The 24,526-nt window shown below is 66.1% G+C and carries 24 protein-coding genes, 1 other RNA gene and 1 riboswitch; of the genes, 15 read left to right on the forward strand and 10 right to left on the reverse strand.

Features of this window, described 5'->3' with window-relative positions; all coding sequences use genetic code 11:
* Positions 1–119 (forward strand): IS3 family transposase (locus PI246_RS18170; RefSeq protein WP_320552762.1); only part of this gene is annotated, 119 nt, incomplete at its 5' end.
* 411 nt (positions 120–530) lie between these two features.
* Here PI246_RS18170 and ssrA read toward each other — a convergent pair.
* Together ssrA and smpB are read right to left on the reverse strand one after the other, a co-directional pair.
* Positions 531–884, reverse strand: a transfer-messenger RNA (tmRNA) gene (gene ssrA / locus PI246_RS18175).
* Between the two features lie 81 nt (positions 885–965).
* Positions 966–1,466 (reverse strand): SsrA-binding protein SmpB, encoded by a 501-nt coding sequence (gene smpB / locus PI246_RS18180; RefSeq protein WP_320552740.1) that lies wholly within the window; start codon positions 1,464–1,466, stop codon positions 966–968.
* Between the two features lie 77 nt (positions 1,467–1,543).
* Here smpB and PI246_RS18185 point away from each other — a divergent pair, with 77 nt between their 5' ends.
* Together PI246_RS18185 and PI246_RS18190 are read left to right on the forward strand one after the other, a co-directional pair.
* The gene (locus tag PI246_RS18185; RefSeq protein WP_320552741.1) at positions 1,544–1,972 is read left to right on the forward strand and encodes a type II toxin-antitoxin system RatA family toxin; all 429 of its coding nucleotides are present in this window, start codon (positions 1,544–1,546) and stop codon (positions 1,970–1,972) included.
* Entirely contained in the window at positions 1,965–2,240 is a 276-nt protein-coding gene (locus PI246_RS18190) for an RnfH family protein (RefSeq protein ID WP_407069841.1), read from the forward strand. The genes PI246_RS18185 and PI246_RS18190 overlap by 8 nt, the downstream gene beginning before the upstream one ends.
* 28 nt (positions 2,241–2,268) lie before the next feature.
* On the opposite strand, the gene PI246_RS18195 is transcribed toward PI246_RS18190, so the two are convergent.
* On the reverse strand, positions 2,269–2,754 hold the full coding sequence (locus PI246_RS18195) for an outer membrane protein assembly factor BamE (RefSeq protein ID WP_320552742.1): 486 nt from the start codon (positions 2,752–2,754) through the stop codon (positions 2,269–2,271).
* A gap of 79 nt (positions 2,755–2,833) precedes the next feature.
* Between PI246_RS18195 and fur the strand changes: the two genes are divergently transcribed.
* Positions 2,834–3,250, forward strand: coding sequence for a ferric iron uptake transcriptional regulator (gene fur, locus PI246_RS18200; RefSeq protein ID WP_320552743.1), 417 nt, complete (start codon positions 2,834–2,836; stop codon positions 3,248–3,250).
* Between the two features lie 390 nt (positions 3,251–3,640).
* Here fur and PI246_RS18205 read toward each other — a convergent pair whose 3' ends face one another.
* The gene (locus tag PI246_RS18205) at positions 3,641–5,257 is read right to left on the reverse strand and encodes an MASE1 domain-containing sensor histidine kinase (protein WP_320552744.1); all 1,617 of its coding nucleotides are present in this window, start codon (positions 5,255–5,257) and stop codon (positions 3,641–3,643) included.
* An 86-nt stretch (positions 5,258–5,343) separates the two neighbouring features.
* On the opposite strand from PI246_RS18205, the gene PI246_RS18210 reads away from it, so the two are divergent.
* The gene (locus PI246_RS18210; RefSeq protein ID WP_320552745.1) at positions 5,344–5,973 is read left to right on the forward strand and encodes a response regulator transcription factor; all 630 of its coding nucleotides are present in this window, start codon (positions 5,344–5,346) and stop codon (positions 5,971–5,973) included.
* A gap of 142 nt (positions 5,974–6,115) precedes the next feature.
* Here the strand turns inward: PI246_RS18210 and recN are convergent, their stop codons facing one another.
* Positions 6,116–7,786 carry a DNA repair protein RecN gene (recN, locus tag PI246_RS18215; protein WP_320552746.1) on the reverse strand — a complete coding sequence of 557 codons (1,671 nt, stop codon included), beginning with the start codon at positions 7,784–7,786 and terminating at the stop codon, positions 6,116–6,118.
* Between the two features lie 133 nt (positions 7,787–7,919).
* On the opposite strand from recN, the gene hrcA reads away from it, so the two are divergent.
* The 6 genes from hrcA (at position 7,920) to PI246_RS18245 (ending at position 15,048) form a co-directional block, all read left to right on the forward strand.
* Positions 7,920–8,978 (forward strand): heat-inducible transcriptional repressor HrcA, encoded by a 1,059-nt coding sequence (gene hrcA / locus PI246_RS18220; protein ID WP_320552747.1) that lies wholly within the window; start codon positions 7,920–7,922, stop codon positions 8,976–8,978.
* An 84-nt stretch (positions 8,979–9,062) separates the two neighbouring features.
* Positions 9,063–9,596, forward strand: a complete 534-nt coding sequence (grpE, locus tag PI246_RS18225; protein WP_320552748.1) for a nucleotide exchange factor GrpE — start codon at positions 9,063–9,065, stop codon at positions 9,594–9,596.
* A gap of 132 nt (positions 9,597–9,728) precedes the next feature.
* Positions 9,729–11,654, forward strand: coding sequence for a molecular chaperone DnaK (gene dnaK / locus PI246_RS18230; RefSeq protein ID WP_320552749.1), 1,926 nt, complete (start codon positions 9,729–9,731; stop codon positions 11,652–11,654).
* A gap of 123 nt (positions 11,655–11,777) precedes the next feature.
* Entirely contained in the window at positions 11,778–12,908 is a 1,131-nt protein-coding gene (gene dnaJ / locus PI246_RS18235; RefSeq protein WP_320552750.1) for a molecular chaperone DnaJ, read from the forward strand.
* A gap of 77 nt (positions 12,909–12,985) precedes the next feature.
* Entirely contained in the window at positions 12,986–13,774 is a 789-nt protein-coding gene (dapB, locus tag PI246_RS18240; RefSeq protein WP_320552751.1) for a 4-hydroxy-tetrahydrodipicolinate reductase, read from the forward strand.
* A gap of 52 nt (positions 13,775–13,826) precedes the next feature.
* Positions 13,827–14,021, forward strand: a riboswitch (yybP-ykoY riboswitch).
* Positions 14,022–14,040: 19 nt separating this feature from the next.
* Positions 14,041–15,048 (forward strand): sodium:calcium antiporter, encoded by a 1,008-nt coding sequence (locus PI246_RS18245; protein WP_320552752.1) that lies wholly within the window; start codon positions 14,041–14,043, stop codon positions 15,046–15,048.
* Positions 15,049–15,197: 149 nt separating this feature from the next.
* Here PI246_RS18245 and PI246_RS18250 read toward each other — a convergent pair whose 3' ends face one another.
* Positions 15,198–15,881, reverse strand: coding sequence for a 2OG-Fe(II) oxygenase family protein (locus PI246_RS18250; protein ID WP_320552753.1), 684 nt, complete (start codon positions 15,879–15,881; stop codon positions 15,198–15,200).
* A gap of 218 nt (positions 15,882–16,099) precedes the next feature.
* Between PI246_RS18250 and carA the strand changes: the two genes are divergently transcribed.
* Genes carA through greA form a run of 3 tightly spaced genes read left to right on the forward strand, consistent with a single transcriptional unit; the run spans position 16,100 to position 20,997 of the window.
* Positions 16,100–17,239 (forward strand): glutamine-hydrolyzing carbamoyl-phosphate synthase small subunit, encoded by a 1,140-nt coding sequence (gene carA / locus PI246_RS18255; protein WP_320552754.1) that lies wholly within the window; start codon positions 16,100–16,102, stop codon positions 17,237–17,239.
* Between the two features lie 51 nt (positions 17,240–17,290).
* A complete protein-coding gene (gene carB / locus PI246_RS18260; RefSeq protein WP_320552755.1) occupies positions 17,291–20,518 on the forward strand; it encodes a carbamoyl-phosphate synthase large subunit in 3,228 nt (1,075 codons plus the stop codon).
* Positions 20,515–20,997, forward strand: coding sequence for a transcription elongation factor GreA (greA, locus tag PI246_RS18265; protein ID WP_320552756.1), 483 nt, complete (start codon positions 20,515–20,517; stop codon positions 20,995–20,997). The genes carB and greA overlap by 4 nt, the downstream gene beginning before the upstream one ends.
* Before the next feature lie 112 nt (positions 20,998–21,109).
* Here greA and PI246_RS18270 read toward each other — a convergent pair whose 3' ends face one another.
* Positions 21,110–22,000 (reverse strand): RNA polymerase sigma-70 factor, encoded by an 891-nt coding sequence (locus tag PI246_RS18270; protein ID WP_320552757.1) that lies wholly within the window; start codon positions 21,998–22,000, stop codon positions 21,110–21,112.
* 74 nt (positions 22,001–22,074) lie between these two features.
* Complete coding sequence (locus PI246_RS18275; protein ID WP_320552758.1) at positions 22,075–22,554, reverse strand: carboxymuconolactone decarboxylase family protein; 480 nt, start codon at positions 22,552–22,554, stop codon at positions 22,075–22,077.
* Positions 22,555–22,722: 168 nt separating this feature from the next.
* Between PI246_RS18275 and PI246_RS18280 the strand changes: the two genes are divergently transcribed.
* The gene (locus tag PI246_RS18280) at positions 22,723–23,730 is read left to right on the forward strand and encodes a LysR family transcriptional regulator (RefSeq protein ID WP_320552759.1); all 1,008 of its coding nucleotides are present in this window, start codon (positions 22,723–22,725) and stop codon (positions 23,728–23,730) included.
* On the opposite strand, the gene PI246_RS18285 is transcribed toward PI246_RS18280, so the two are convergent.
* Together PI246_RS18285 and PI246_RS18290 are read right to left on the reverse strand one after the other, a co-directional pair.
* Positions 23,717–24,274: a hypothetical protein gene (locus PI246_RS18285; protein ID WP_320552760.1), complete on the reverse strand. Its 558-nt coding sequence runs from the start codon at positions 24,272–24,274 to the stop codon at positions 23,717–23,719. The genes PI246_RS18280 and PI246_RS18285 overlap by 14 nt on opposite strands.
* A 9-nt stretch (positions 24,275–24,283) precedes the next feature.
* Positions 24,284–24,526, reverse strand: a 243-nt coding sequence (locus PI246_RS18290; RefSeq protein WP_320552761.1) for a hypothetical protein, incomplete at its 5' end; no start/stop codon positions are given.

A 24,526-nucleotide genomic window follows, 5' to 3' on the forward strand; every position in this document is an offset into this window, starting at 1 on the left:
CGCGCGATCTGGCCCGGTCGGATGTCTTCGACTACATCGAGGTCTTCTACAATCGAACCCGCCGCCATAGTCACCTGGGCGGTGTCAGTCCCGAGGCCTTTGAACGGGCGTCAGTGTGAGGCGGGCAAGTGTCTTAAATCTCGGGGCAGTCCACCGGCGCCGGATGCGTCGGCCATCAATATGGACGTGAGCCATGTCGGTGCCGGCGTCGGCTGACTTCCCCTTCTTCCCCATCGCTCGCAGTCCGCTAAAGAACTGCGCAAGAGCATAGCCCAGCCGTGCGGCGGCCAGCCGAGCCTCGTCCCCGCGGCGGCCCCGAGGGACTTCAGGACGAACCGGGCGCCCCAGGTCGAGCGAGCATGGACGGGAACCAGGAAACGGACATACAAGCCCGACGGCCGCGGGATGAAATAGGGCTTCGGCACAAAACGATACCCAAAACGATACCTCGTGGATGGGCGTTTCAGGTCGAAATCCAGCCTCAAAAACGCAATCGGGCCAAGAGGTTGAGTCTTGGCCCGAGCGTCGATTGGTGGAGGTGGCGGGAGTCGAACCCGCGTCCGAAGGCGTTTAATCCCCGGATCTACATGCTTAGCTCACCGTTGGATCTCGTTGGCCACCAGCACGGCGTGCTAAGCGCGGCGACCAACCAGCCTGTTGGTTTTAGCCCACGGCCGAGAGGCGACGGCCGGGTGGCGATCCCATGATAGTGACCCTACACCGACGGGCATGGGCACGAGTCGGTTCGGGGCTAGGCCTTAAGCGGCCAGAGCGTAGTTGTCGTCGTTGGCAACTATAAGTTTGCTGCTGGATTAACGAGGAAAGCTGCCCCCTCGGCATGCACCAGTAGATCGCACTACCCCCGTCGAAGCCAGTACACCCCCGGGGAAACTCGTGTTACTACCGTTTGACAGTATATGGGGGCGGGTAGGGCGCCCACAATGGGCGCGACGCCCTTGTTCAGTTCAGCCCATGCGGTTGTGGGCGCGCATCGCGCGCTGCTTGTCGACAGCCCACTCGCGCTCTTTCTCGCTTTCGCGCTTGTCGTGTGCCTGTTTGCCCTTGGCGAGGCCGATTTCGCATTTGACCTTGTTGCGTTTCCAGTAGAGCGCCATGGGCACCAGCGTGTAGCCCTTGCGCTCGACCGCACCGATCAGGCGATCGATCTCCTCCCGGTGCAGCAGCAGCTTGCGGGTACGCCGATCGTTGGCCACCACGTGCGTGGAGGCGCTCATCAGGGGCGGAATCTGCGCGCCCACGAGAAACACCTCGCCATGGTCGATGATGGCGTAGCTGCCCTCGCCGAAGTTGATCCGGCCGGCACGCAGCGCCTTCAGCTCCCAGCCCTGCAGGGCCATGCCGGCCTCGTAGCGCTGGTCGATGTGGTATTCGTGGCGGGCGCGCTTGTTCAGCGCGATGGTGCCTCCACGTTCCTTTTCAGTGTCCTTTGCTTTCGTTTTTGACATGTCCGTTAAAATCGGTCGATCGGGTCCCTGATACAAGGCCGGCGGGTCCGTAAGCCGGCAAAACGACGAGGTAAATCGTGATTGAAATCCGCCGCCATGCGATCGTGCCTTACACGCCCGCGCAGATGTTCGACCTCGTGAACGACGTGGAAGCATACCCAAAGCGCTTCGGCTGGTGTTCGGCCGCGAGCGTCATCGAGCGGACCGATGATGTGCTGGTCGCCAGGCTCGATCTCAAGTTCGCCGGCATGAAGCAACATTTCACCACCCGCAACACCATGCAGCGTCCCGAGCGGCTCACCATGACGTTCGTGGAAGGGCCGCTTCGCTCGCTCGACGGGGTGTTTTCCTTCCAGCCCCTGGGAGAGTCGGGCTGCAAGATTTCCCTCGATCTCGATTTCGATTACGCCGGCCTGGGCGGCTCGGTACTGCGGGTGGGTTTCCAGCAGCTGGCCAACCGCATGGTCGACGACTTCTGTGACGAGGCGCGCCGCCAGTATGGCTGAGATGAACGTGGAGGTGGCGTACGCGGGCCCCGAAGGCCAGGCCGTGTTGGCGCTGCGCGTGCCTGCCGGTTGCACGGCCTGGGAGGCGGTGGAACTCGCCAGGCCAGGGCTCCCGGCGGGCGTCGAGGCCGACCCGGGCCGGCTGGGCGTGTTCGCGACGAAAGTCGCTGCCGACAGGGTGCTGGAAGCGGGTGACCGGGTGGAGATCTACCGCCCGCTCACCCTGGACCCCATGGAAGCCCGCCGCAGGCGGGCTTCCGGTCGCTGACCGGAAGGGCGGCGCGCCCGCGAGGCGGTTACTTCTTGTCGTCGGGCGAGCTCTTGTCGGACGAGCCGTTCACGCCGATGTTGATGCCATCGTCTTTCTTGTCGTTGGCACTGGTGTTCTTGTCGCCCTTGGCATCGTTGAGCTGGTTGGAATCGTTCTTGTACTTGCTCGAGTCCTTCAGCAGCTGCTGGGCGTCCTGGGCGAAGAAGTCGCCGTCGCTGCGCACCAGCACGTCGTTGTTGAAGGTGAGGGTGAGCGTACGGGTGGTCATGGGCTTGCCGCGGTGGGAGAACGTCGAGACGTAATCCCAGCGGTTGTTGTCGAAGGGCGAGACGACCGACGGGGTGCCCAGGAGCACGAGGACCTGACGCTTGGTCATCCCGGGCTGGAGCTGGTCGACGTTTTTCTTGTCGAGCAGGTTGCCCTGCTGCACGTCGGGGGTATAGACGAGGCCGCAGCCTGCGATGGCGGTCGCCATCAGGGCCATACCCAGCGTGCGGATGAGCTTTTGCATGCGTAGTAACGTCCGGTTCGTGAAGCCTGCGATGATACACTAAGCGCCCGATGGCACCGCGATAGGGGTCTATACACTCATGGACCAGGAAACCCGAGATCTCCGCAAGGCGGGGCTTAAAGTCACGCACCCCCGCATGCGGATCCTCCAGGTCTTCGAGGAGGCCGACGAGCGCCACCTCACGGCCGAAGACATCTACAAGCGCCTGCTGGCGCACCAGGAAGATATCGGCCTCGCCACGGTCTACCGCGTCCTCACCCAGTTCGAGGCGGCGGGCATCGTGATGAAGCATAACTTCGAGGGCGGGCAGGCCGTCTACGAGCTCGACCGGGGTAAGCACCACGATCACATGATCGACATCGACAGCGGCAAGGTGATCGAGTTCATCAGCGAGGAGATCGAACGTCTCCAGCACGAGATCGCCGAGCGCCACGGTTACGTCATCGAGGATCACAGCCTGGTGCTGTACGTGCGCCCGAAGAAGAAGGCGCGCTAAGGCACGTCCGGTGAGCCAGCGGTCCCGGGGACCGCTTCGCGTGTCGCCATCCTGGCGGATGGCTGGGACTTAAGTGATGAATCGTGAAGGGTTTTTCGGTCGTCCATTTCCGGGCGGCGCCAGCGGCCGGCCCGCGAGCCGCGCCCACGGCGGCTGACTAACGCCCAAAAAAAACGCCGCCGGTGGACTCCTGTCCACCAGCGGCTTGACCGGCGAAACCGTGGGTCGTGAATCGCGAGTTGCTCGCAGGATTCCGGCACTCCACGTTTTCGTCGGAGAGGCGACATCCTGTCACCTCTTCAGGTCGATCGTCCCCACGACCGACCCGGGCTCACCGTCTCTCGACGGCGGCTCCCCCACATCGATAATGCGATCGTAACGAAGCGTTCACTAATCGGGTATTGGAAAATTTCCTATGTCCGATCCGATACTTGTGCTGCGCAGCAACACGCGCAGGTGAAGTCCCACGGGCTCGGGACGGATTCTGAACAGGCCGCCGAGGGCCGTGATCCGGTCGCTCATGCCTTGCAGGCCTCGCCCGCCGCCATCGGGTCGGGCGGGTCGGGGCGTTGACGGCAAGCCTGCGCCGTCGTCACGAATGTCGAGGATCGCCACGGGCCCGCTGTCACGCAGGCCGATGCGCAGTCGGAGGTGAAGTTGCTGGGCCCCGGAGTGCCTCACCACGTTGGTGGCGCTTTCCTGGACGACACGGTAGATCGCGGTCAGGGTATCGTCGTCGAGCATGCGGGGCTCGCCGCGCAGGTCGGTTACGTAGCGGATGCCGGCGGCCGTGAGCATGTCGCGGATCGGGCCCTCGTCGAGCGCCCGAAACAGGCCGAATTCGTCGAGCACGGAGGGGCGCAGGCTGTCGAGCATCCGGTGCAGGGCACGGCGCATGTGCCCGAGGATGCCGTGGATGGAGCGCCCGATGTCATCCAGGCCCGCGTCACCCAGGCGGCTCTGGGCCAGCTTGAGGTGGGTCTGGATGGCTGTGAGGTTCTGGCCCAGTTCGTCGTGGAGCTCTGCGGCCATGTGCCGGCGGAGGTTTTCCTCGGCCTGCAGGTTGCCGCGGGCCGCGTCGCGAAGTTGCCGTGCGAGCTGGTCGAGCCGCTGGTTGGCCGCCGCCAGGTGGGTGTTCTGCTGGGCCACGCGCTCGCTGCTCCGGCGGAGCGCGTCGGTGGCGGCGCCGAGCATGAGCGTGCCGGTGCCCGCCACGGCCAGAAACAGGTGCGCGGCCGCCGTGGGCGCCCCGCGGCCGATCATATCCTCGGTGACGTTGAGACCCACGCTGGTGATGAGCATGGCCAGGCCCGCGCCGCGCCAGCCGTGGCGGAAGGCAAAGAACAGTACAGGGGCCAGCGAAAGCACGCGGGCGAACTGCGGCTGAGGCGAGTATTCCGCCAGGGTGATCAGGATGGCCAGCGACGGCAGCATCACCAGCAGGCCGTCGAGCAGCAACTCGGCCAGCGCGCCCTGGGTAGGGCGCTCGCGGAAGACCAGCACGAGCACGGGCACCACCAGCAGCACGCCAAGGTAGTTGCCTAAAAGATCGCTGCCGAAGGTGGTGCCGAGCATCTCGACGGGCGCGGCGGGATGCAGGGACGCCATCATCGCTGCGTTGCCGGCCGTAGCGACGGTGGCGGTGACCATGGCCGACAGGAGCAGTCGGGCGACGTCTTCAGGGGTATTCAGGCTGGCGTGCAGATGCGCCCGGCGCAGCAGCCACAGGCAGGCCGCCACCATGAGGGGCTCGGGCGTGTCGCCCAGCATGAAGCTGGCACCGCCGATCGGCAGGCCGCTACGCCATTCGCAGAAAGCGCTCGCCGCGATCTCGGCACCGAGCACCCAGGCCCAGTCGCGCGTACGCAGGAGCAGGAGGGCGCCGAAGCGCAGTCCGAACGGCAGCACCCAGTAGGGTTGCTCCGTCGGCCACAGCATGATCCAGGCCAGTGCATAGCCGATCGCGATCAGGGGGCCGGTAAAACGGGAGAGGGCGCGTAGTCGCATGCCGGGATGTTACACGCCGGATCGCCCGTTCATGCCCTGGTCGTCCACCATGCGCACGCGTGCGGTTTGCCTGCTACATTCTCGGCATGCCAAGAATCGTCCTAGTAGATGACCACGCCATCGTTCGCGAGGGCTTCAAGCGACTGATCGAACTGGAGCCCGATCTCGACGTCGTCGCCGAAGCGCGCAACGCCGACGAGGCCGTGGATGCCGTCACCCAGCAGCGCCCCGACCTGGTGGCGGTGGATCTTTCCCTGCCCGATGGCAGCGGGCTTCCGCTGATCGAACACCTGGCGAGCATTGCGCCCAACATGCGCATCGTGGTGTTGAGCATGCACGACGGCGAGCCTTACGTGTCCGAGGCGCTGCGCCGCGGGGCACGCGGCTACGTCACCAAGGGCGTCGCACCGGAAGAACTGGTCGCCGCGGTGCGCGCGGTATTGGCGGGCGAGCAGTATCTGAGTTCCGACTTGCGCGAGCGTCGCCAGTCGCGCCCGTCCGCCGACCTCGACCCGGTGAGCCGGCTCACCGCGCGCGAGCGGGAAGTGTTTCTGCTGCTGGCCGCGGGGCGCGCCCCGAAGCAGGTCGCGGCGGAGCTGGGTATCGGTCAGAAGACCATCTACATCCACCGCGCCGCGGTGATGAACAAGCTCAACGCTGGTTCGGAACTGGATCTCTACCGCATGGCGCAGGAGCGGGGGTTGATCCGGTCGTAAAATCCGGGCGTCTGCTCGCATGAGCTGCGGGCGGCCTCTCCGGGTGTCATCGGGCTTGAGGACTCGCGGCCGGCCCATTGCTGCGAACGTCGGCGTCGTAGCCCATCGCGCGGATGATCCGTCGCCCCGTGCACGGCGTTCGTCACCCCTGGGCGCGATCGAGCATTTTCTTGGCGTGGGCCCGGGTTTCCTTGGTGATTTCCACGCCTCCCAGCATGCGCGACAGCTCGTCGCGGCGGCCGCTCGCGTCCAGCGACTGGATGCGGGTGCGGGTGGCCTCACCGTCGCTTTCCTTCGACACGCGCAGGTGGGCGTGCCCCTGCGCGGCGACCTGCGGGAGATGCGTGACGCACAGCACCTGCACCGTCTTGCCGAGGGCGCGTAGTTTCTGGCCGACGACTTCGGCCACCGCGCCGCCGATGCCGGTGTCCACCTCGTCGAAGATCATGCAGCCGATCTGGTCGTTGCCCAGGGTGGCGACTTCGATCGCGAGGCTGATGCGGGCAAGCTCGCCGCCCGAAGCCACCTTGCGCAGCGGTCGCGGGGGTTGGCCGGGATTGGCGCTCACCAGCAGCTCGCAGCGTTCGCGACCCTGCGGGTCGGGATCGTCGCCTTCGGCGGCATCGAGCGACACCTCGAGCCGGCCACCGGCCATGCCGAGTTCACCCATCAGGGCGGCCACGGTGGCGCCCAGTCGCTGGGCGGCCTCGCTGCGGGCGTGCGATAGCTCGGCCGCGGCCTGGTCGTAGTCCCGGCGCAGGCGGTCGCGTTCGTGGCCCAGGCGTTCGAGGGCGTCGCCGGCGCCTTCCAGTTCGGCGAGACGCTCGCGTACTTCGTCGGCCTTGGCCGAGAGTTCTTCGATGGGCAGGCGGTAGCGTCGCGACAGATCGTGCAGATGGGTCAGATGGGTGTCGACTTCGGCAAGGCGCTCCGGGTCGAGTTCGACGTCTTGTGCGTAGCGGCCGAGCCCGTCGACGGCCTCGCCGACCTGGATCTGGGCACTGTCGAGCAGTTCGAGCGTGGGCGCCAGGGTGGCGTCGAGCTCGGCCAGGCGGGAGAGTTCCGCGTGTGCGCGGAGCAGGGCGCGCCCGATGGCGAATTCGCTTTCGCCGTCGAGAAGCTCCACCACCCCGTTGGCGCCCTCGGCCAGCCGGCCGGCGTTGGCGAGGCGTCGGTGCTGGGCTTCGAGCTCGTCGAGAGCGGCCGGAACAAGCGCCCAGCGCTCCAGCTCGTCGAGTTCGTGGCGGAGCAGGTCGATCTGGTGCTCGCGATCGTCGCCTCCCGACAGTGTGCGGATGCGCTGCACGGCGTCGCGCCAGGCCCGGGCCAGGTCCCGGACGCGCGCGGCGCGCTCCGCGTTGCCGGCATAGCCGTCGAGCAGGTTCATCTGATGCTGGCGCGAGAGCAGGGCCTGGTGTTCGTGCTGGCCGTGGATCTCGACGATCAGCGATGCCAGGGCGGCCATCTGCGCCACGCTGGCGGGGCGGCCATTGATCCAGCCGCGTGTGCCACCCTCGGCGCGGATCACGCGGCGAAGCTGGCAGGTGTCGCCGTCGTCGAGTTCTTCCTGGCGCAGCCAGGCGGCCGCCTCGGGCAGGGCGGCGAGGTCGAATTCGGCGGCCAGTTCGGCGCGATCGCTGCCGGCGCGGACCATGCCGCTGTCGGCCCGGGCGCCGGCCAGGAGCATCAGGGCGTCGACCAGCAGCGACTTGCCCGCGCCGGTTTCGCCGCTGACCACGGTCAGCCCGGGGCCGAAGGCGATCTCGGCTTCTTCGACGACGGCGAACTGACGGACGTAGAGCGAGGTGAGCATGGGCACCGGGCGGGGGCGATGGAATCCCGCCGATTGTAGCCGGAGGCGCGTCGCAGGAGCCGAGACTTGCAAGCGGAGAGCGCAGACCTTATTGATAGCGCCACGCTCAGAACCCTTCGGCCCTTCCTCGCGCATGAACCCGTTTTCCGGTCACGACATCAATGCTCGCGCGCGACGGCTGCTGCGGACCCTGATCTCCCAATACCTGTCCGACGGCGAGCCGGTCGGTTCCCGCACCCTGGCCAAGTCGTCGGGCCTGGAAGTGAGCCCGGCCACCATCCGTAACATCATGGCCGACCTCGAGGAGGCGGGCCTGGTGGCCTCGCCACATACCTCCGCCGGCCGTATTCCCACGCCCCGCGGCCTGCGCCTGTTCGTCGACAGCCTTCTCGAGCTCAAGCCCCTGCCGCGCGACGAGATGGCCCGGCTCCAGGGCGGGTTGCCTCCCCACCAGACCACCACGCGCGACCTGCTGGGCAACGTCTCGAACCTGTTGTCGGCGATGACGCACTTCGCGGGAGTCGTCACCGTGCCGCGCCAGGGCGATTTTCCGCTTCGCCACATCGACTTCGTGAACCTGCCCGACGCCCGCGTCCTGGTGGTGCTCGTGTTCTCCGACAACCAGGTGCAGAACCGCGTGGTGCAGTTGACCCGCCCGATCGAGGCCGGCGAACTGGAGCAGACCGCCAACTATCTGAATGCCCATTTCGCGGGATTTCGCCTGGCGGACATCCGCGCCCACCTGGCCGCTGAGCTGCGTGCGGCCGGGGGCGAGCTCAACCGGATGCTTTCCGGGGTCGTGGAACTGGCCACGGCCTCGTTCGGCACCGACGACGCCGATGACGTGCTGGTGAGCGGGCAGACCAACCTCATGGGGTATTCGGAGCTGGCTGACATCGACCGGCTGCGCGACCTTTTCGACGCGTTCCAGCAGAAGCGCGAGCTGCTTCAGCTGATGGAAATGTGCGTCAAGGCGCCGGGTGTGCGCCTCTTCATCGGCGAGGAATCCGGCTTTTCGGCCCTCGACGGGTGCAGCGTGGTCACCGCTACCTACGGCACCAACGGCCGCATGCTGGGGGCCATCGGGGTCATCGGCCCCACCCGCATGGCCTATGAGCGGGTGATCCCGGTCGTGCAGGCCACCGCCGGACTGCTCAGCGACGCCTTGAATCGCGCCGCGGCGACCACATAAACCGCCCCGGGAGGCGGGTTTACTTATTCCCGCGAATGTTCGGCCTTCCCCAGGACGGCCGGTTAGCTGACATTTGGAGCACACATGCAGAACAACGATCCCCACATGCCGGATCCGGCCTCCGAAGGCGCGGGCGATGCCGGCATGAACGCTGACTTCGACGCCCTGACCGCGCGTCTGGCGGCCCTGGAGTCCGAGCTGTCCCAGGCGCGCGAAACCGTTTTGCGCGAGCGGGCGGAGATCGAAAACCAGCGTCGCCGCCTTCAGCGCGACCTCGACCAGGCGCGCCGTTTCGCCAACGAGAAGTTGCTGGGCGACCTGCTGCCGGTCTACGACGGCCTGGCTCTTGGCCTGGCCAACGAGAACACCGACGCGAAGACCCTTCGCGAGGGCCTTGAGCTGTCGCTCAAGCAGCTGGAGAAAGTCACCCAGGCCAATGGCCTTTCGGTGGTCGATCCGCTGCACCAGCCGTTCAATCCCGATCACCACCAGGCGATCAGCTCGGTCGACTCGAACGAGCATGCGCCCAATACCGTGGTGGCCGTGGTGCAGAAGGGCTTTCTCCTGAATGACCGTCTGCTGCGCCCGGCGCTGGTGGCCGTGGTGCGCGACAACTGAACGAAGACCGTCGCCTCGCCGTCGGACGGCAGGTGACGGTATCTCACAAGGCATTGAATCGATGGGGCGAAGCCCCACTTTCATCACAGCAGCGGCCGCGGGGGCCGCATTGAAATTCGGAGCAACTTGAACATGGCCAAGATCATCGGCATCGACCTGGGTACCACCAACAGCTGCGTGGCAGTGATGGAAGGTACCACCGCGCGCGTCATCGAGAACGCGGAGGGCGATCGCACCACGCCGTCCGTCGTCGCGTTCACCAAGGAAAACGAAGTCATCGTCGGAGCGCCGGCCAAGCGCCAGGGCGTGACCAACCCCAAGAACACCTTCTATGCGGTGAAGCGCCTCATCGGCCGCAAGTTCACCGACGCCGAAGTGCAGAAAGACCTCAAGATCGTCCCCTACGGCATCGTGGCGCACGATAACGGCGACGCGTGGGTGCAGACGGCCGACGGCAAGAAGATGGCACCGCAGGAGATCTCCTCGAAGGTGCTGATGAAGATGAAGAAGACCGCCGAGGACTTCCTCGGCGAGGCCGTGACCGAAGCGGTCATCACCGTGCCGGCCTACTTCAACGACAGTCAGCGCCAGGCGACGAAGGATGCCGGCAAGATCGCCGGCCTCGACGTCAAGCGCATCATCAACGAGCCGACCGCGGCCGCGTTGGCCTACGGTCTGGACAAGGCTGCCTCGGGTGACCGCAAGATCGCCGTGTACGACCTTGGCGGCGGTACCTTCGACGTTTCGATCATCGAGATCGCCAACGTCGATGGCGAGAAGCAGTTCGAGGTGCTGGCCACCAACGGCGACACCTTCCTGGGTGGCGAAGACTTCGACATGCGCGTCATCGACTACCTCGTCGACGAGTTCAAGAAGGAGCAGGGCATCGACCTGCGCCAGGACCCGATGGCTCTGCAGCGCCTGCGCGATTCGGCCGAGCGGGCGAAGATCGAGCTGTCGTCGTCGCACCAGACCGACGTCAACCTGCCTTACATCACGGCCGATGCGTCCGGTCCGAAGCACCTCAACATCAAGCTGACCCGTGCCAAGCTCGAGTCGCTGGTCGAAGACCTGGTCAAGCGCACGATCGAGCCCTGCCGCACCGCGCTCAACGACGCCGGCCTGCGCGTGTCCGACATCCACGAAGTCATCCTCGTGGGTGGCCAGACCCGCATGCCGAAGGTGCAGGAAGCCGTGAAGGACTTCTTCGGCAAGGACCCGCGCAAGGACGTCAATCCTGACGAAGCCGTCGCCGTCGGCGCCGCCATCCAGGGTGGCGTGCTGGGCGGTTCGGTGAAGGACGTCCTCCTGCTCGACGTCACCCCGCTGTCGCTGGGCATCGAGACCATGGGCGGCGTGATGACGAAGCTCATCGAGAAGAACACCACGGTGCCGACCAAGGCTTCGCAGGTCTTCTCCACGGCCGATGACAACCAGACCGCCGTGACCGTGCACGTGCTCCAGGGCGAGCGCGAGCGCGCGAACGCCAACAAGTCGCTCGGCAAGTTCGACCTGCAGGGGATTCGCCCGGCACCGCGCGGCACGCCGCAGATCGAAGTGACCTTCGACATCGACGCCAACGGCATCCTGCATGTCTCGGCGAAGGACAAGGACACCGGCAAGGAACAGAAGATCGAGATCAAGGCCGGCTCGGGCCTCTCGGACGAAGAGATCCAGCGCATGGTCGCCGACGCGGAAGCCAACCGCGAGGAAGACAAGAAGTTCCACGAACTCGTGCAGGTGCGCAACAAGGCCGACCAGCTCGTCCACGGCACCCGCAGCCAGCTCAAGGAGCACGGCGGCAAGATCCCGGCCGAGCAGCTGGCGAGCATCGACAGTGCGGTCTCCGAGCTGGAGAAGGTCAAGGACGGCGACGACAAGATGGCCATCGAGTCGAAGATCGCCAACCTCGAACAGGTCGCCCAGGCGCTCTACGCTGCCGCGCAGAACGGTGGCGCTTCCGATACGGCTCAGCAGTCGGCCCCGGGCGGCGGCTCGGCCCAGCCGGACGACGTGGTCGATGCCGAGTTCACCGAGGTCAAGGACGACAAGAAGTAATCGTCCGTGTGGGACCGGATCGCGCGGGCGGATGTCCGCGCTATCCGGTAACGGTCAACCGGAGCGAACGCGCCGAGGCGAGAGCTGTCGGCGCGTTCGTCCGTCCAGGGAAGCAAGCGTGACATGAGCAACAAACGCGACTACTACGAAATTCTCGGTGTCGAGCGCACGGTGACCGAGGGTGACCTCAAGAAGACCTTTCGTCGCGTCGCGATGAAGTATCACCCCGACCGCAATCCGGATGATCCCGAGGCGATCGACAAGTTCAAGGAGGCCAAGGAAGCCTACGACGTGCTTTCCGATGCGCAGAAGCGCGCGGCGTACGACCAGTACGGCCATGCCGCGTTCGATGGCGGCGGCTTCGGTCGTGGCGGTGGCGCCGGCTTCGGCGACGTCGGCGACATCTTCGGCGATATTTTCGGCGACATCTTCGGCGGCGGTGGCGGTCGCCAGCGTGCCCGGCGCGGCGCCGACCTTCGCTACATGATGGATCTGGATCTCGAGGAAGCCGTGTTCGGCGTCGAGAAGAAGATCCAGATCCCCACCCAGGTCAATTGCCATCATTGCAATGGCACGGGTTCGGAAGACGGCAAAACCTCCACCTGTTCGACGTGCGCCGGCCACGGCCGCGTGCGCATGCAGAACGGCATCTTTTCGATCCAGCAGGCGTGCCCGACCTGCCACGGTTCGGGCAAGAAGATCGACAAACCCTGCAAGCACTGCCACGGCGAAGGCCGGCTGGAAGAAGAGCGCACGCTATCGGTGCGGATTCCGGCCGGCGTCGACAATGGCGATCGCATCCGCCTGACGGGGCAGGGCGAGGCCGGCCCGGCCGGCTCGCCCGCGGGCGACCTCTACGTGGAGGTTCGTGTGCGCGAGCACGCTATCTTCCAGCGCGACGGCAGCGATCTCTACTGCGAAATGCCCATCCGCTTCGCCCAGGCGGCGCTTGGCACCGAGTTGATGGTGCCCACGCTCGAGGGCGAAGTCGCCGTCAGCGTGCCGGCCGAAACGCAGACCGGCCAACAGTTCCGCCTGCGCGGTCGCGGCGTGAAGTCGGTGCGCGGCGGCCGGACAGGCGACCTCGTCTGCACGGTGGTGGTCGAGACGCCGGTGCGGCTCACCAAGGAACAGCGCGACCTGCTCCAGCAACTCGAAGCCACGTTTGTGGGTGATGAGCCGTCCAGGCATACGCCGCGGTCGAACAGCTTCATGGACGGCGTGAAAGACTTCTGGTCGCGCGTTACGTCCTGAGCACCTGCATGTAGGAGCGCGCAGCGCGCGCTCCTACATTAGGATAGCCGTCCGACTTTTGCGTAAGGCTCGCCGCCATGACCCGTCCCATCCGCCTTGCCATCAGCGGCGCTTCCGGCCGCATGGGTCGTGCCTTGCTCGATCTCGCGCGTGAGGATGGCCGTTTCGAACTCGTCGCGGCCATCGTGTCGCCGCATTCCGCCTGGCTGGGCAAGTCGGCGTATGGCGACGTCTCGGCATGGAAGTTCACCGACTGGCGCGGTGCCGAAGACATCGACGTGGTGATCGACTTCAGCGGACTGGACGGCCTCATGCTGGCGCTGGACCACTGCGAGGGCAGCGGTGCGGCCCTCGTGACCGGCACGACCGGCCTTTCCGCGGAACTCGAACAGCGACTGGCGCGGGCCGCGGAACGTATCCCGGTGCTTCGGGCCGCCAACTTCAGTCTCGGCGTCGCGGTATTGACGCGACTGTTGCGGGACGCGGCCGCGGCGCTGCCGGGCTGGGATCTCGACATCGTCGAAGCGCACCATCATCGCAAGGAAGACGCGCCGTCGGGGACGGCGCTCGCCATGGGGCGCGCGGCGGCGGACGCGCGAGGCGCGACGCTCGAAGACCTTGCCGTCTACACCCGCGAGGGCCGCCCCGGTGCACGAAAGGCCGGCACGATCGGCTTCGCCGTGGTCCGGGGCGGTGACATCGTCGGCGAGCATCAGGCCTTGTTGATGGGGCAGGGCGAGCGCATCGAGCTTGGCCATCGCGCCACGGATCGTTCCATCTTCGCCCGCGGGGCGATCGAAGCGGCTGCCTGGATCGCCGGTCGCGCGCCGGGCACCTGGACGATCGAGGACGTCATCGTTCCGTAGATCGGCCCACCCGTGGGCGGTGGCATGCACGGCAAAGCATGATAGGATGCGACCCGATGTCATTGGGGAGTAGCCATCCTCGTTCCCCCTGAGGAGTTCGCGTCAACAGACTTGGCGGCTTCGGCCCCATGGCGCGAACGGCAGCGGTGCATGGAGAGTGCATCGCCGGCCCGGCGAGACCTTTGGCCTTCGACATGCTCACCCGGCCGGGCGAGCGGTGTCGTTGCGCCATCGGTTTATCGCGCTCGCCCGGCCTTTGCGACATCATGCTGCTGACATGTTTCCTGTTCCTGGTATCCGCCGGGGCCATCTATTTCGCCTGCGAATACTTCGTCAACGGCGTGGAATGGTTCGGGCGCAAGCTCAATCTCGGCGCGACGGCGACCGGCACCGTGCTCGCCGCCTTCGGCACGGCCCTGCCGGAGAGCGCGGTGACCTTCGTCGCCGTGATGTTCGGCAAGAGTCCGGAAGCACGCGATATTGGCGTGGGTGCGGCTTTGGGCGGCCCGCTCGTGCTGGCCACCATCGCGTATTCGGTCGTCGGTTTCGCGTTGTACGCAGGGCGCAAGCGGCTTAAGCGGACGGACCTGCGCGTTCAGGTCGACAACCAGCGTCTCGCGCGCGATCAGTCGTGGTTTCTGGCGATCTTCGTGGTGAAGGTGGGCCTGGGCCTCGTGGCGTTCGCCCTGAAGCCCTGGCTCGGGGTGGTGTTCCTGCTGGCCTACGCGCTCTACGTCTGGCGCGAGATGCGCGACGACACCGGCGCGCCCGAGGAGGATGAGCTCGAGCCGCTGACCTTCCGCCCCAACGACGCCAATCCGCCGATGGCGTGGGTGGCCTTGCAGACGGGACTCGCGCTCGTGGTGATCGCCGTCGCCTCGCGCACGTTCGTGTGGCAACTGGAGGCGTTCGGGGAGTTCTTCCATCTCTCGCCGCACATCGTGGCGCTGGTGCTGAGCCCGGTCGCCACGGAGCTGCCGGAGACGGTGAATGCGCTGATCTGGGTGCGGCAGGGCAAGGAGCGGCTGGCGCTGGCGAACATTTCCGGCGCGATGATGATCCAGGCGACGATCCCCAGTTCACTGGCGCTGTTCGCGACGCCGTGGCTGTTCGATACGCCGCTGATCGTGGCCGGCGCGATCACCGCCGTGGCCGTGGTGGCGCTGTGGGCGATGTTCCGCCACGGCGCGGTGCAGGCGCGCTGGCTGATGCCGATCGGTCTGCTCTATGGCGTATTTGCCGTTTTCGTCGGCTGGTATTTCGCCGCCGGCTGATCGATAGCCAAACACGTCAGGGCGTGTGGATGAGTCGGCGGAAAGAACGGGGTCGCCGCCGGCTGACCACGGTAGGAGCTCGCCCTGCACGCGAATGGCCGTACGCCGCCAGACCTATCGCGCGCGCGGGCGCGCTTCGACGGGATGGTTCAGTCGCGGTGGGACGCGTTGCGGTCGCGGTCGGCACCGACCTTGCGGTCGAGCTTGCCGAAAATCTTCTTGAACGTTCGTGAGAACTTGCCGCGCTTGGTCTTGCGGTTTTTCTCTTCCTCGGACGTGAGCCAGGCGACCTGGATCACCCGACGCTCGCCTTCGTAAGGGAGGTGGCCGTGAAAGGAGTTGTCGGCCCGCTTGAACACCGCGAATTCGCCGTAGAGCGGCTTCAACTCCGGCACCACCATGTCGTCGATGTTGTCGATGGCGTTCAGGAACCGCAGGCAACCGTCGCTGGTATCGGGCCACATCGGATTCAGGTAGATCAGCGCGGTGGCGATCTTCGACTTGCTGTCGGTGTGGATCGTGCCGTGGCGGCGGTTCAGAAGCCGGCACAGGGTGACCAGGGTGGGGTAGTTCTCCAGCCCCGGGATGCCCAGATGGCGCCCGATGGCGGCGGAAAACGCCCGCGAGGTCATCTGGTCGACCAGCTCGTTCACCGATGGGCCGCAGTCGCCGGCGTCATAAGGAAAGAAGCCGGCGCTGGTGTAGTGGGGAAAGTCGCGGTCGAGGTCGCCACGGGCCTCGTCGGGCAGTTGCCCATGCGCGATCATGAACGAGAACGGCTCGTGCCGGATGTCTGTGTCGGGACGCTCCAGTCGGGCGGGGTCGAGCAGCATGGCGGGCGGTTCTCGGTGGGTACCTCAGGTGCCATTGTATCGTGTCAGCCCCATCCTGAAGCGTCGATCGGGCAGGGATCGTTCATGCTTTTTCCGGTGGACAGGCGGCCTCTTCAGGCCTATCATTCTTACCCGCCCAGCGATTCCTTATCCCCAAGGCCCACGAGCCGCTTCGACGCAGGCTTGCGGGCTTTGCTGCACCTGAAGGCGGCCATCCCATGCATACTCCTGCTCTGCTTGCTCTCGAAGACGGCAGCGTTTTTTACGGCCACGCGGTCGGTGCCCGCGGCGAAACCGTCGGTGAGGTGGTGTTCAACACCGCCATGACCGGTTATCAGGAAATCCTGACCGACCCGTCGTACAGCCAGCAGATCGTCACCCTGACGTATCCCCACATCGGCAACACCGGCACCAACGACGTCGACGTTGAGGCGCCCCGCGTGCACGCGGCGGGCCTGATCGTGCGCGACGTGCCACGCCTGGCAAGCAACTGGCGCAGCCAGGAGCCCCTGCCGCATTACCTCGCTCGCCACAACGTCGTGGCCATCGCGGGGATCGACACCCGTCGCCTGACCCGCATCCTGCGCGAGAAGGGCGCCCTCAACGGCTGCATCGTCGCCGGCGACGCGATTGATGCGGACGCGGCCGTGGCGAAGGCCAGGGCCTTCCCCGGTCTCAACGGCATGGACCTGGCCAAGGTCGTCAGCACCGCGTCCGCTTACACGTGGTCCGAAGGCGTCTACGACCTCGATCGCCAGGCCTTCGCCAACGTGCCGAAGACCTTCCGCGTGGTCGCGTACGACTTCGGCGTGAAGCAGAACATCCTGCGCCTGCTCGCCGGGCGTGGCGTGGACATCACGGTGGTGCCGGCGCAGACGCCCGCCGCCGAGGTGCTGGCGATGCAGCCTGACGGCGTGTTTCTCGCCAACGGTCCGGGCGATCCGGCCGCCTGCGATTACGCCATCGAGGCGGCGAAAACCATCCTCGAGACGAAGATCCCCACGTTCGGCATCTGCCTGGGCCACCAGATCATGGCGCTGGCGATCGGCGCGAAGACGCTGAAGATGAAGTTCGGCCACCACGGCGCCAACCACCCGGTGAAAGACCACGACACCGGCCGTGTGCTGATCAGCTCGCAGAACCATGGCTTCGCCGTGGATCCCGCGACGCTGCCGGCCAACGTGCGTATCACCCATACCTCGCTGTTCGACGGCTCGCTGCAGGGCTTCGCCCTCACCGACCGCCCGGCGTTCTGCTTCCAGGGCCATCCGGAAGCGAGTCCCGGCCCGGAAGACGTCGGCTACCTGTTCGACACGTTTATCGCCGCGATGGAAGCGCACAAGGCGACGCGGGCGTAACCCGCCGCACGCTCCTGCCGTCCATCCCGCCTTCGATTCGCGAGAGAAACCATGCCAAAGCGCACCGACCTCAAGACCATCCTCATCATCGGCGCCGGCCCGATCGTCATCGGCCAGGCCTGCGAGTTCGATTACTCCGGCGCGCAGGCCTGCAAGGCGCTGAAGGAAGAAGGCTTCCGCGTCGTCCTGGTCAATTCGAACCCGGCGACGATCATGACCGACCCCGGCACGGCCGACGCCGTGTACATCGAACCGATCAACTGGCAGACCGTCGAGCGCATCATCGCCAAGGAACGCCCGGACGCCGTGCTGCCCACCATGGGCGGCCAGACCGGCCTCAACTGCGCGCTCGACCTCGCCGACCACGGCGTGCTCGAGAAATACGGCGTGGAGCTGATCGGCGCGTCGCGTGACGCCATCCGCATGGCCGAAGACCGCGACCTGTTCCGCAAGGCCATGGCCGACATCGGCCTGGATTGCCCCAAGGCGGCCGTGGCCCGCTCGCTGGAGCAGGCGCTGGAGATCCAGCAGACCGTCGGCTTCCCCACCATCATCCGCCCGAGCTTCACCCTCGGCGGCTCGGGCGGCGGTATCGCCTACAACAAGGAAGAATTCCTCGAGATCGTCTCGCGCGGCCTCGAACTGTCGCCCGTGCACGAAGTGCTGGTCGAGGAGTCGGTGCTGGGCTGGAAGGAATTCGAGATGGAAGTGGTTCGCGACCGCGCGGACAACTGCATCATCGTCTGCTCGATCGAGAACTTCGATCCGATGGGCGTGCACACCGGCGACTCCATCACGGTAGCCCCGGCGCAGACCCTCACCGACAAGGAATACCAGCGCCTGCGCAACGCCTCCATCGCGGTGCTGCGCAAGATCGGCGTGGACACCGGCGGCTCCAACGTGCAGTTCGGCATCAACGCCGAAGACGGCCGCGTGGTGGTCATCGAAATGAACCCGCGCGTGTCGCGTTCGTCGGCGCTCGCCTCCAAGGCCACGGGCTTCCCGATCGCCAAGGTCGCGGCCAAGCTGGCCGTGGGTTACACCCTCGACGAGCTGCGCAACGACATCACCGGCGGTCTCACGCCGGCGTCGTTCGAGCCGTCGATCGATTACGTCGTCACCAAGATCCCGCGTTTCGCGTTCGAGAAGTTCCCGGCCGCCGATGCGCGCCTCACCACGCAGATGAAGTCGGTCGGTGAAGTGATGGCCATGGGCCGCACCTTCCACGAGTCGATGCAGAAGGCGCTGCGTGGGCTGGAGATCGGCAAGACCGGCCTCAACCCCACCGGCCTGGACATCGGCAGCGAAGACGGCTTCCAGATGCTCAAGCGCGAGCTTCGCGAGCCGCGTCCGGATCGCGTGTTCCACGTGGCCGACGCGTTCCGCGCCGGCCTCTCGCTGGACGAAGTGCACGCACTCACGCACATCGATCCGTGGTTCCTCGCCGCGTTCGAAGACATCGTGATGACCGAAGGCGAGGTGCAGCGCCAGGGCCTCCCGGCGCTGGACGAGCCGCGCATGCGCGAGCTCAAGCGCATGGGCTTCTCCGACGCCCGCCTGGCCGAACTGGTCGGCACCGACGAAGCCGCCGTGCGCCACGTGCGCCGCACGCTGGGCGTGCGCCCGGTCTACAAGCGCGTGGACTCCTGCGCCGCCGAGTTCGCCACCACCACGGCCTACATGTACTCGACCTACGAGGAAGAATGCGAGGCCAACCCGACCCAGCGCGACAAGATCATCGTGCTGGGCGGTGGCCCGAACCGCATCGGCCAGGGCATCGAATTCGACTATTGCTGCGTGCACGCGGCGCTCGCCCTGCGCGAGGACGGGTTCGAGACCATCATGGTAAACTGCAACCCGGAAACCGTCTCCACCGACTACGACACGTCCGACCGTCTCTACTTCGAGCCGCTGACCCTTGAGGACGTGCTGGAAATCGTCGACCTCGAAAAGCCCAAGGGCGTGATCGTGCAGTACGGCGGCCAGACCCCGCTCAAGCTCGCCCGTGCGCTCGAGGCGGCCGGCGTGCCGGTGATCGGCACCAGCGCCGACTCGATCGACCTGGCCGAAGACCGCGAGCGCTTCCAGAAGATGATCCAGAAGCTGGATCTCAAGCAGCCGCCGAACCGCACCGCGCGCAATGCCGACGAGGCGCTGGCCCTGGCCCGCGAGATCGGCTACCCGCTGGTGGTTCGTCCGAGCTACGTGCTCGGCGGACGCGCCATGGAAATCGTCTACGCCGACGCCGACCTCTCGCGCTACATCCGCGAGGCGGTGCAGGTCTCCAACGAATCGCCCGTACTGCTCGACCGCTTCCTCGACCATGCCGTGGAGGTGGACGTCGACATCGTGGCCGACGCCGAGGGCAACGTGCTGGTGGGCGGCATCATGGAGCACATCGAAGAGGCGGGCGTGCATTCGGGCGACTCCTCGTGCTCGCTGCCGCCGTACTCGCTCACGCCGGAGGTGCAGGACGAAATGCGTCGCCAGGTGAAGCTGATGGCGCAGGAACTGAAGGTGGTGGGACTGATGAACACGCAGTTCGCCATCCAGGGCGAGGAGGTGTTCATCCTTGAGGTCAACCCGCGTGCGTCGCGCACGGTGCCGTTTGTGTGCAAGGCCACCGGGATGTCGCTGGCGAAGATCGCCGCGCGCGCGATGGCCGGTCGCTCGCTGGTCGAGCAGGGTGCCACGAAGGAAATCATTCCCTCGTATTACTCGGTGAAGGAAGCCATCTTCCCGTTCCTGAAGTTCCAGAACGTCGACCCGATCCTCGGCCCCGAGATGCGCTCGACGGGCGAAGTGATGGGCGTGGGCCGGACCTTCGGTGCCGCGTTCGCGCGCGGCCACGAGGCGGCCGGCATCAAGGCACCGCCGAAGGGCAAGGTGTTCATGTCGGTGCGCGACGCCGACAAGGATCGCCTGCTGCCGATCGCCAGGGACGTCGCGGACCGTGGCTACACCGTCGTCGCCACGGCGGGCACCGCACGGTTCCTCCAGGACAACGGCGTTGCCTGCGAGCGCATCAATAAGGTGCTTGAAGGCCGCCCGCATATCGTCGACCTGATCAAGAACGGCGAAGTGGTCTACATCGTCAACACGACGGAAGGCAAGCAGGCCATTTCGGACTCCTTCTCCATCCGTCGCGAGGCCCTGCAGCAGCGCGTCACGTATTCCACCACGGTCGCGGGCGCGCGCGCGCTGGTGCACTCGCTCGACTTCCATACCGATCCGGAAGTGAACAGCCTCCAGGATCTGCACAAGGAGCTTCACGCATGAGCAGCACCCGTCCTCCGTTGACCAAGAAAGGCGCGGATCGTCTTCGCACCGAGTTGGAACAGTTGAAGGGGCCGAAGCGTCAGGAGCTGATCGCGGCCGTCGCCGAGGCGCGCGCGCACGGCGACCTCAAGGAAAATGCCGAGTATCACGCCGCCCGCGAACTGCATGGCTTCAACGAAGGCCGTATCAACGAGCTGGAAGCGGCGCTCTCCAACGCCGAGGTGATCGATACCGAACGGCTCGGCGCGGGCAAGAAGATCGTGTTCGGCGCCATCGTCGACCTGATCGATCTCGATGCCGATACCGAAGTGACGTATACGATCGTGGGCGACATCGAAGCCGACATCAAGCAGAACCTCATCGCCGTCTCGTCGCCGATCGCGCGCGCCCTGATCGGCAAGAGCGAGGGCGATGAATTCGAGTTCAAGGCGCCCAACGGCGTAAAGAACTACGAAATCACCGGCGTGCGATACAGCTGATCCCTCGACGCCGTCATCGCCTCAGAACGCCTCCCTCGGGAGGCGTTCTGTTTTCAGGCCCGTGCACCGGCGCGGTGGCGCGTGGGATCCCTGGCCTCGCCCGACGCGCGCCTCACGTCGAAAATCCGTGCGCATGGCGCACGAATCGTGTCAGCTTGTCCGGGTTTCGCTGCACGTGGATAGCCATGATCCTGTCCTCGTCCGCTTCGTAGGTGTGCACCGATTCCAGCGCGCCGTCGATATACCGCGACACCGCCCAGTCGCCGTTGACCCGCACCGGCTCGACGCGCATCGCTGCGTGGGGGCGCAGGTGCGGCGCGTAGAACAGATGCGCGATGCGCGCGGCGCCGTGCAACGGATGCGGAAAGCTGTTCACCTTGCCGCCGCCGTCGCTTACGAGCGTCGCATCATCGTCCAGTAACCCGCGCAGGTCATCGAGGTCGCCAACCGCCATCGCTTCCGCGAACCGGCGGACGAGGGTCATCGAAGGGCGGGAGGCGGAGGTCGGCCGGCGCGGCCGATCCCGCTGTACTTGCGCCTTTGCGCGGTGCACCAGCTGGCGGCACGCGGCCTCGTTTTTGTCCAGCGTGCGCGCGATCTCCGCGTAGTCGATATCGAAGACTTCGCGCAGCAGGAAGGCCGCCCGGGCTTCCGGGCTCAATCGTTCAAGCAAGAGCAGGAAAGCCACCGACACATCGCTCGCCAGTTCCTGCAGGTCTTCCGGGGTGGCTCCCTCGTCGGTGAGGATGGGCTCGGGTAACCAGATGCCCACATAGTGCTCGCGGCGGGTGCGGGCGGCGCGGAGGCGATCGATCGCGCGGCGCGTGGTGGCCGCCACCAGCCAGGCTTCGGCGTTATCGATCGACGACGGATCGACCCCATGCCAGCTAAGCCAGATGTCCTGTACCAGGTCTTCGGATTCCGCGACGGAACCCAGCATGCGGTAGGCAATGCCGTGCAGGCGGGGACGGAGAGCGGTAAAGGCGGCGGTGGCGTCGTTCATAAGACCCAGGACGAAAATCCCCCCGTGTTTGTGACACGAAGGAGTCATTTCGTCGAGGGGGGCGGTCGTCCCGGTCAGACGAGGTGGGCGCGATCCAGCCCGTAGAGGGCATCTTGCGAGCCTGGAACCGTATGGAACGCGGCGTTGACCCGGTTCCAGGCATTGATGGTCATGATCGCGAAGGTCAGGTCGGAGAGTTCCTTGTCGCTGAAGTGCTCACGTGTTCGCGCATAGACCTCGTCGCCGACGCCGTGGGGCGGCAGATGGGTGAGGGCCTCGGTCCACGCCAGCGCCGCGAGCTCGCGGGGTGAAAACAGCGGCGATTCGCGCCACGTCGCCACATGGTGCAGGCGAAGCGGACGCTCACCGTGGATCACGGCGTCTTTTACGTGCATGTCCACGCAGAACGCGCAACCATTCATCTGCGACGCACGAAGGTTGACCAGATCGAGCGTGCCTTGCTCGATACTGGCCTTGCGGTTGGCCATGCTGAGTTCGACAAGTTTTTTGACGAGTTCAGGCGATTGCTGACCGTAGTCGAGACGCTGGGCCATGACGGATGCCTCCGGGCAAGAAAAGGGGATGGCGATCAGGCTAAGCCTGCGATGGACACCCGGCTAGGCATCGCACGCGCATCGCGCTGTTGCCCGTCGCGCACGACGGCGGATGTCACATGGGAACGTGCTGGATCGTCTCCGTGCCGAACCCTTGGAGTCGCTCCCATGAACGAGAGTCAGCTTTCGACGCAGATCATCGCCTCGGCGTTGCCCACGCGCTACGCGGGCGTGGTGGCCTTCATCACGGTAGTGGCCGAAGGCAGCTTCGCGCAGGCCGCAACACGCCTCGGCGTCGGGCGTTCCGCGGTCAGTCGAAGCGTACAGAAGCTGGAGGAGCACCTGGGCGTGCGGCTGTTCGCCCGCAACACGCGAGGTACCTCACTCACACACGAAGGACGCCTTTTCCACGCACAATGCCGCCCCGGCGTGGAGCGGATCATCCGGGCGATGGACGAGGTCCGCGAACTGCGCGATGGACCTCCCCAGGGGCGTTTGCGGGTGGCCGCGCCGACCGCGTTCGGCCGCGCTGTCGTGGCACCGATGCTGGACGGCTTTCGCGTCCGGTATCCCAGAGTCGCCATCGAACTGGTGCTCGGCGACCGGCCCGTTGACCTCGTGGCCGACGGCATCGACGTCGCTTTCCGTGACGGGTTGCCCGAAGACGTCGATACCGTTGCCCGGCGCGTGGCCTCGGTGCCGTGGGTGCTCTGCGCGTCGCCTGCCTACCTGCGCTCGTGCCGTTTGCCCGCCACGCCAGGCGACCTCAAGCCGGAGGAGTGCCTGGGGCAGCTAGCGCCCACCGGCCGCGTGGTTGCCTGGACCTTCCGCGAGGCAGGCCGCATAAGTCACCGGGTGCCCGCGTCCGCGCTGTCGTTCAACGACGGCGAACTGCTGCGTCGCGCCGCTATCGGTGGCCAGGGCTTCGCGCAGTTGCCTCTTTTCCAGGTGCAAGACGCCCTTGCTGACGGGCATCTGCGGGTATGCCTTTCGGACCACGCGCCACCACCTGCCGACCACTACCTTTGCTACCTGAGTCGCCGTCAGATGCCATCGCGGGTGCGCGCATTCATCGACCACGTGGTGGCGTCGATCCACGCCCAGGCCCTGGACCGAGGCCACACCGAACGCCCCGGTGGCGGCGCTGGTGCCAGCGATGCCCTCACTGCCGCTTGATCGGCAGGTAGTCGCCGTAACGCTTGTCGGTCCGGTCGACGCGGGCGCACAGGTGCTTTCCGCAAAGCCGCACGTCGGCCTGGTGGTAGGCCCTGAGCAGATCGGCGTCGACCTGGTGCTGGGCGATCACCTGGGTGTAGTGCCAGATCAGATAACCACCGACGGCGATCGTTGCCAGGAGGATCGCGAACACGGTGCCGGTGACCCAGTGCACTTTGCGCAAGGACGCCATGAGGGCACGTTGGGTATGGATCATGGCGTCGGTGCTGGATCGCATGAGACGCTGGTGCTCGGCGGCTTTCGCGCCGACATCGGCCAGGGGCTGGCTGAGCCCGGCGCGAACGGCCTGGGTCGCGTCGGACGCCACCTGGTTCAGCGTGCGCTCGAGGGCGTGACGGAGCGCCGCCGGCACGCTCTGTACGGTTCGCTGATGGTGCTCGGCCGTCTCCCGACGGGTCGCGTCGAGGGCGTCCGCCTGGCGAGCGAGGCGCTCCACGAGTGCCGCTACCTCCAGCCGCGAGGTGTTCGTTCCATCGTTATGCATCATCCGTCCCTATCGACTCATCACCGGACCGCTGATTTGCTGCGCTTGGGCGAGCGGTTGCTCCCTGGCTTGCTGGAGTTGCGACTCGAGGTCGTTGATCCGATCCTCCATGTCAACCTGCCGTGCGGCCTCCGCATGAAAGGTTTGCGCGAAGTCCGTCTTGCCAATCTGTCGTAAGGCCTCCATGAACGACGCGTCGTCGTACGTGGCTGCCTTGCACAGGTAGTCGTGCATCTCGTCGACGCTGGCGTC

It is taken from the genome of Luteibacter sahnii, assembly GCF_034063545.1.
Taxonomy (GTDB): Bacteria; Pseudomonadota; Gammaproteobacteria; order Xanthomonadales; family Rhodanobacteraceae; genus Luteibacter; species Luteibacter sahnii.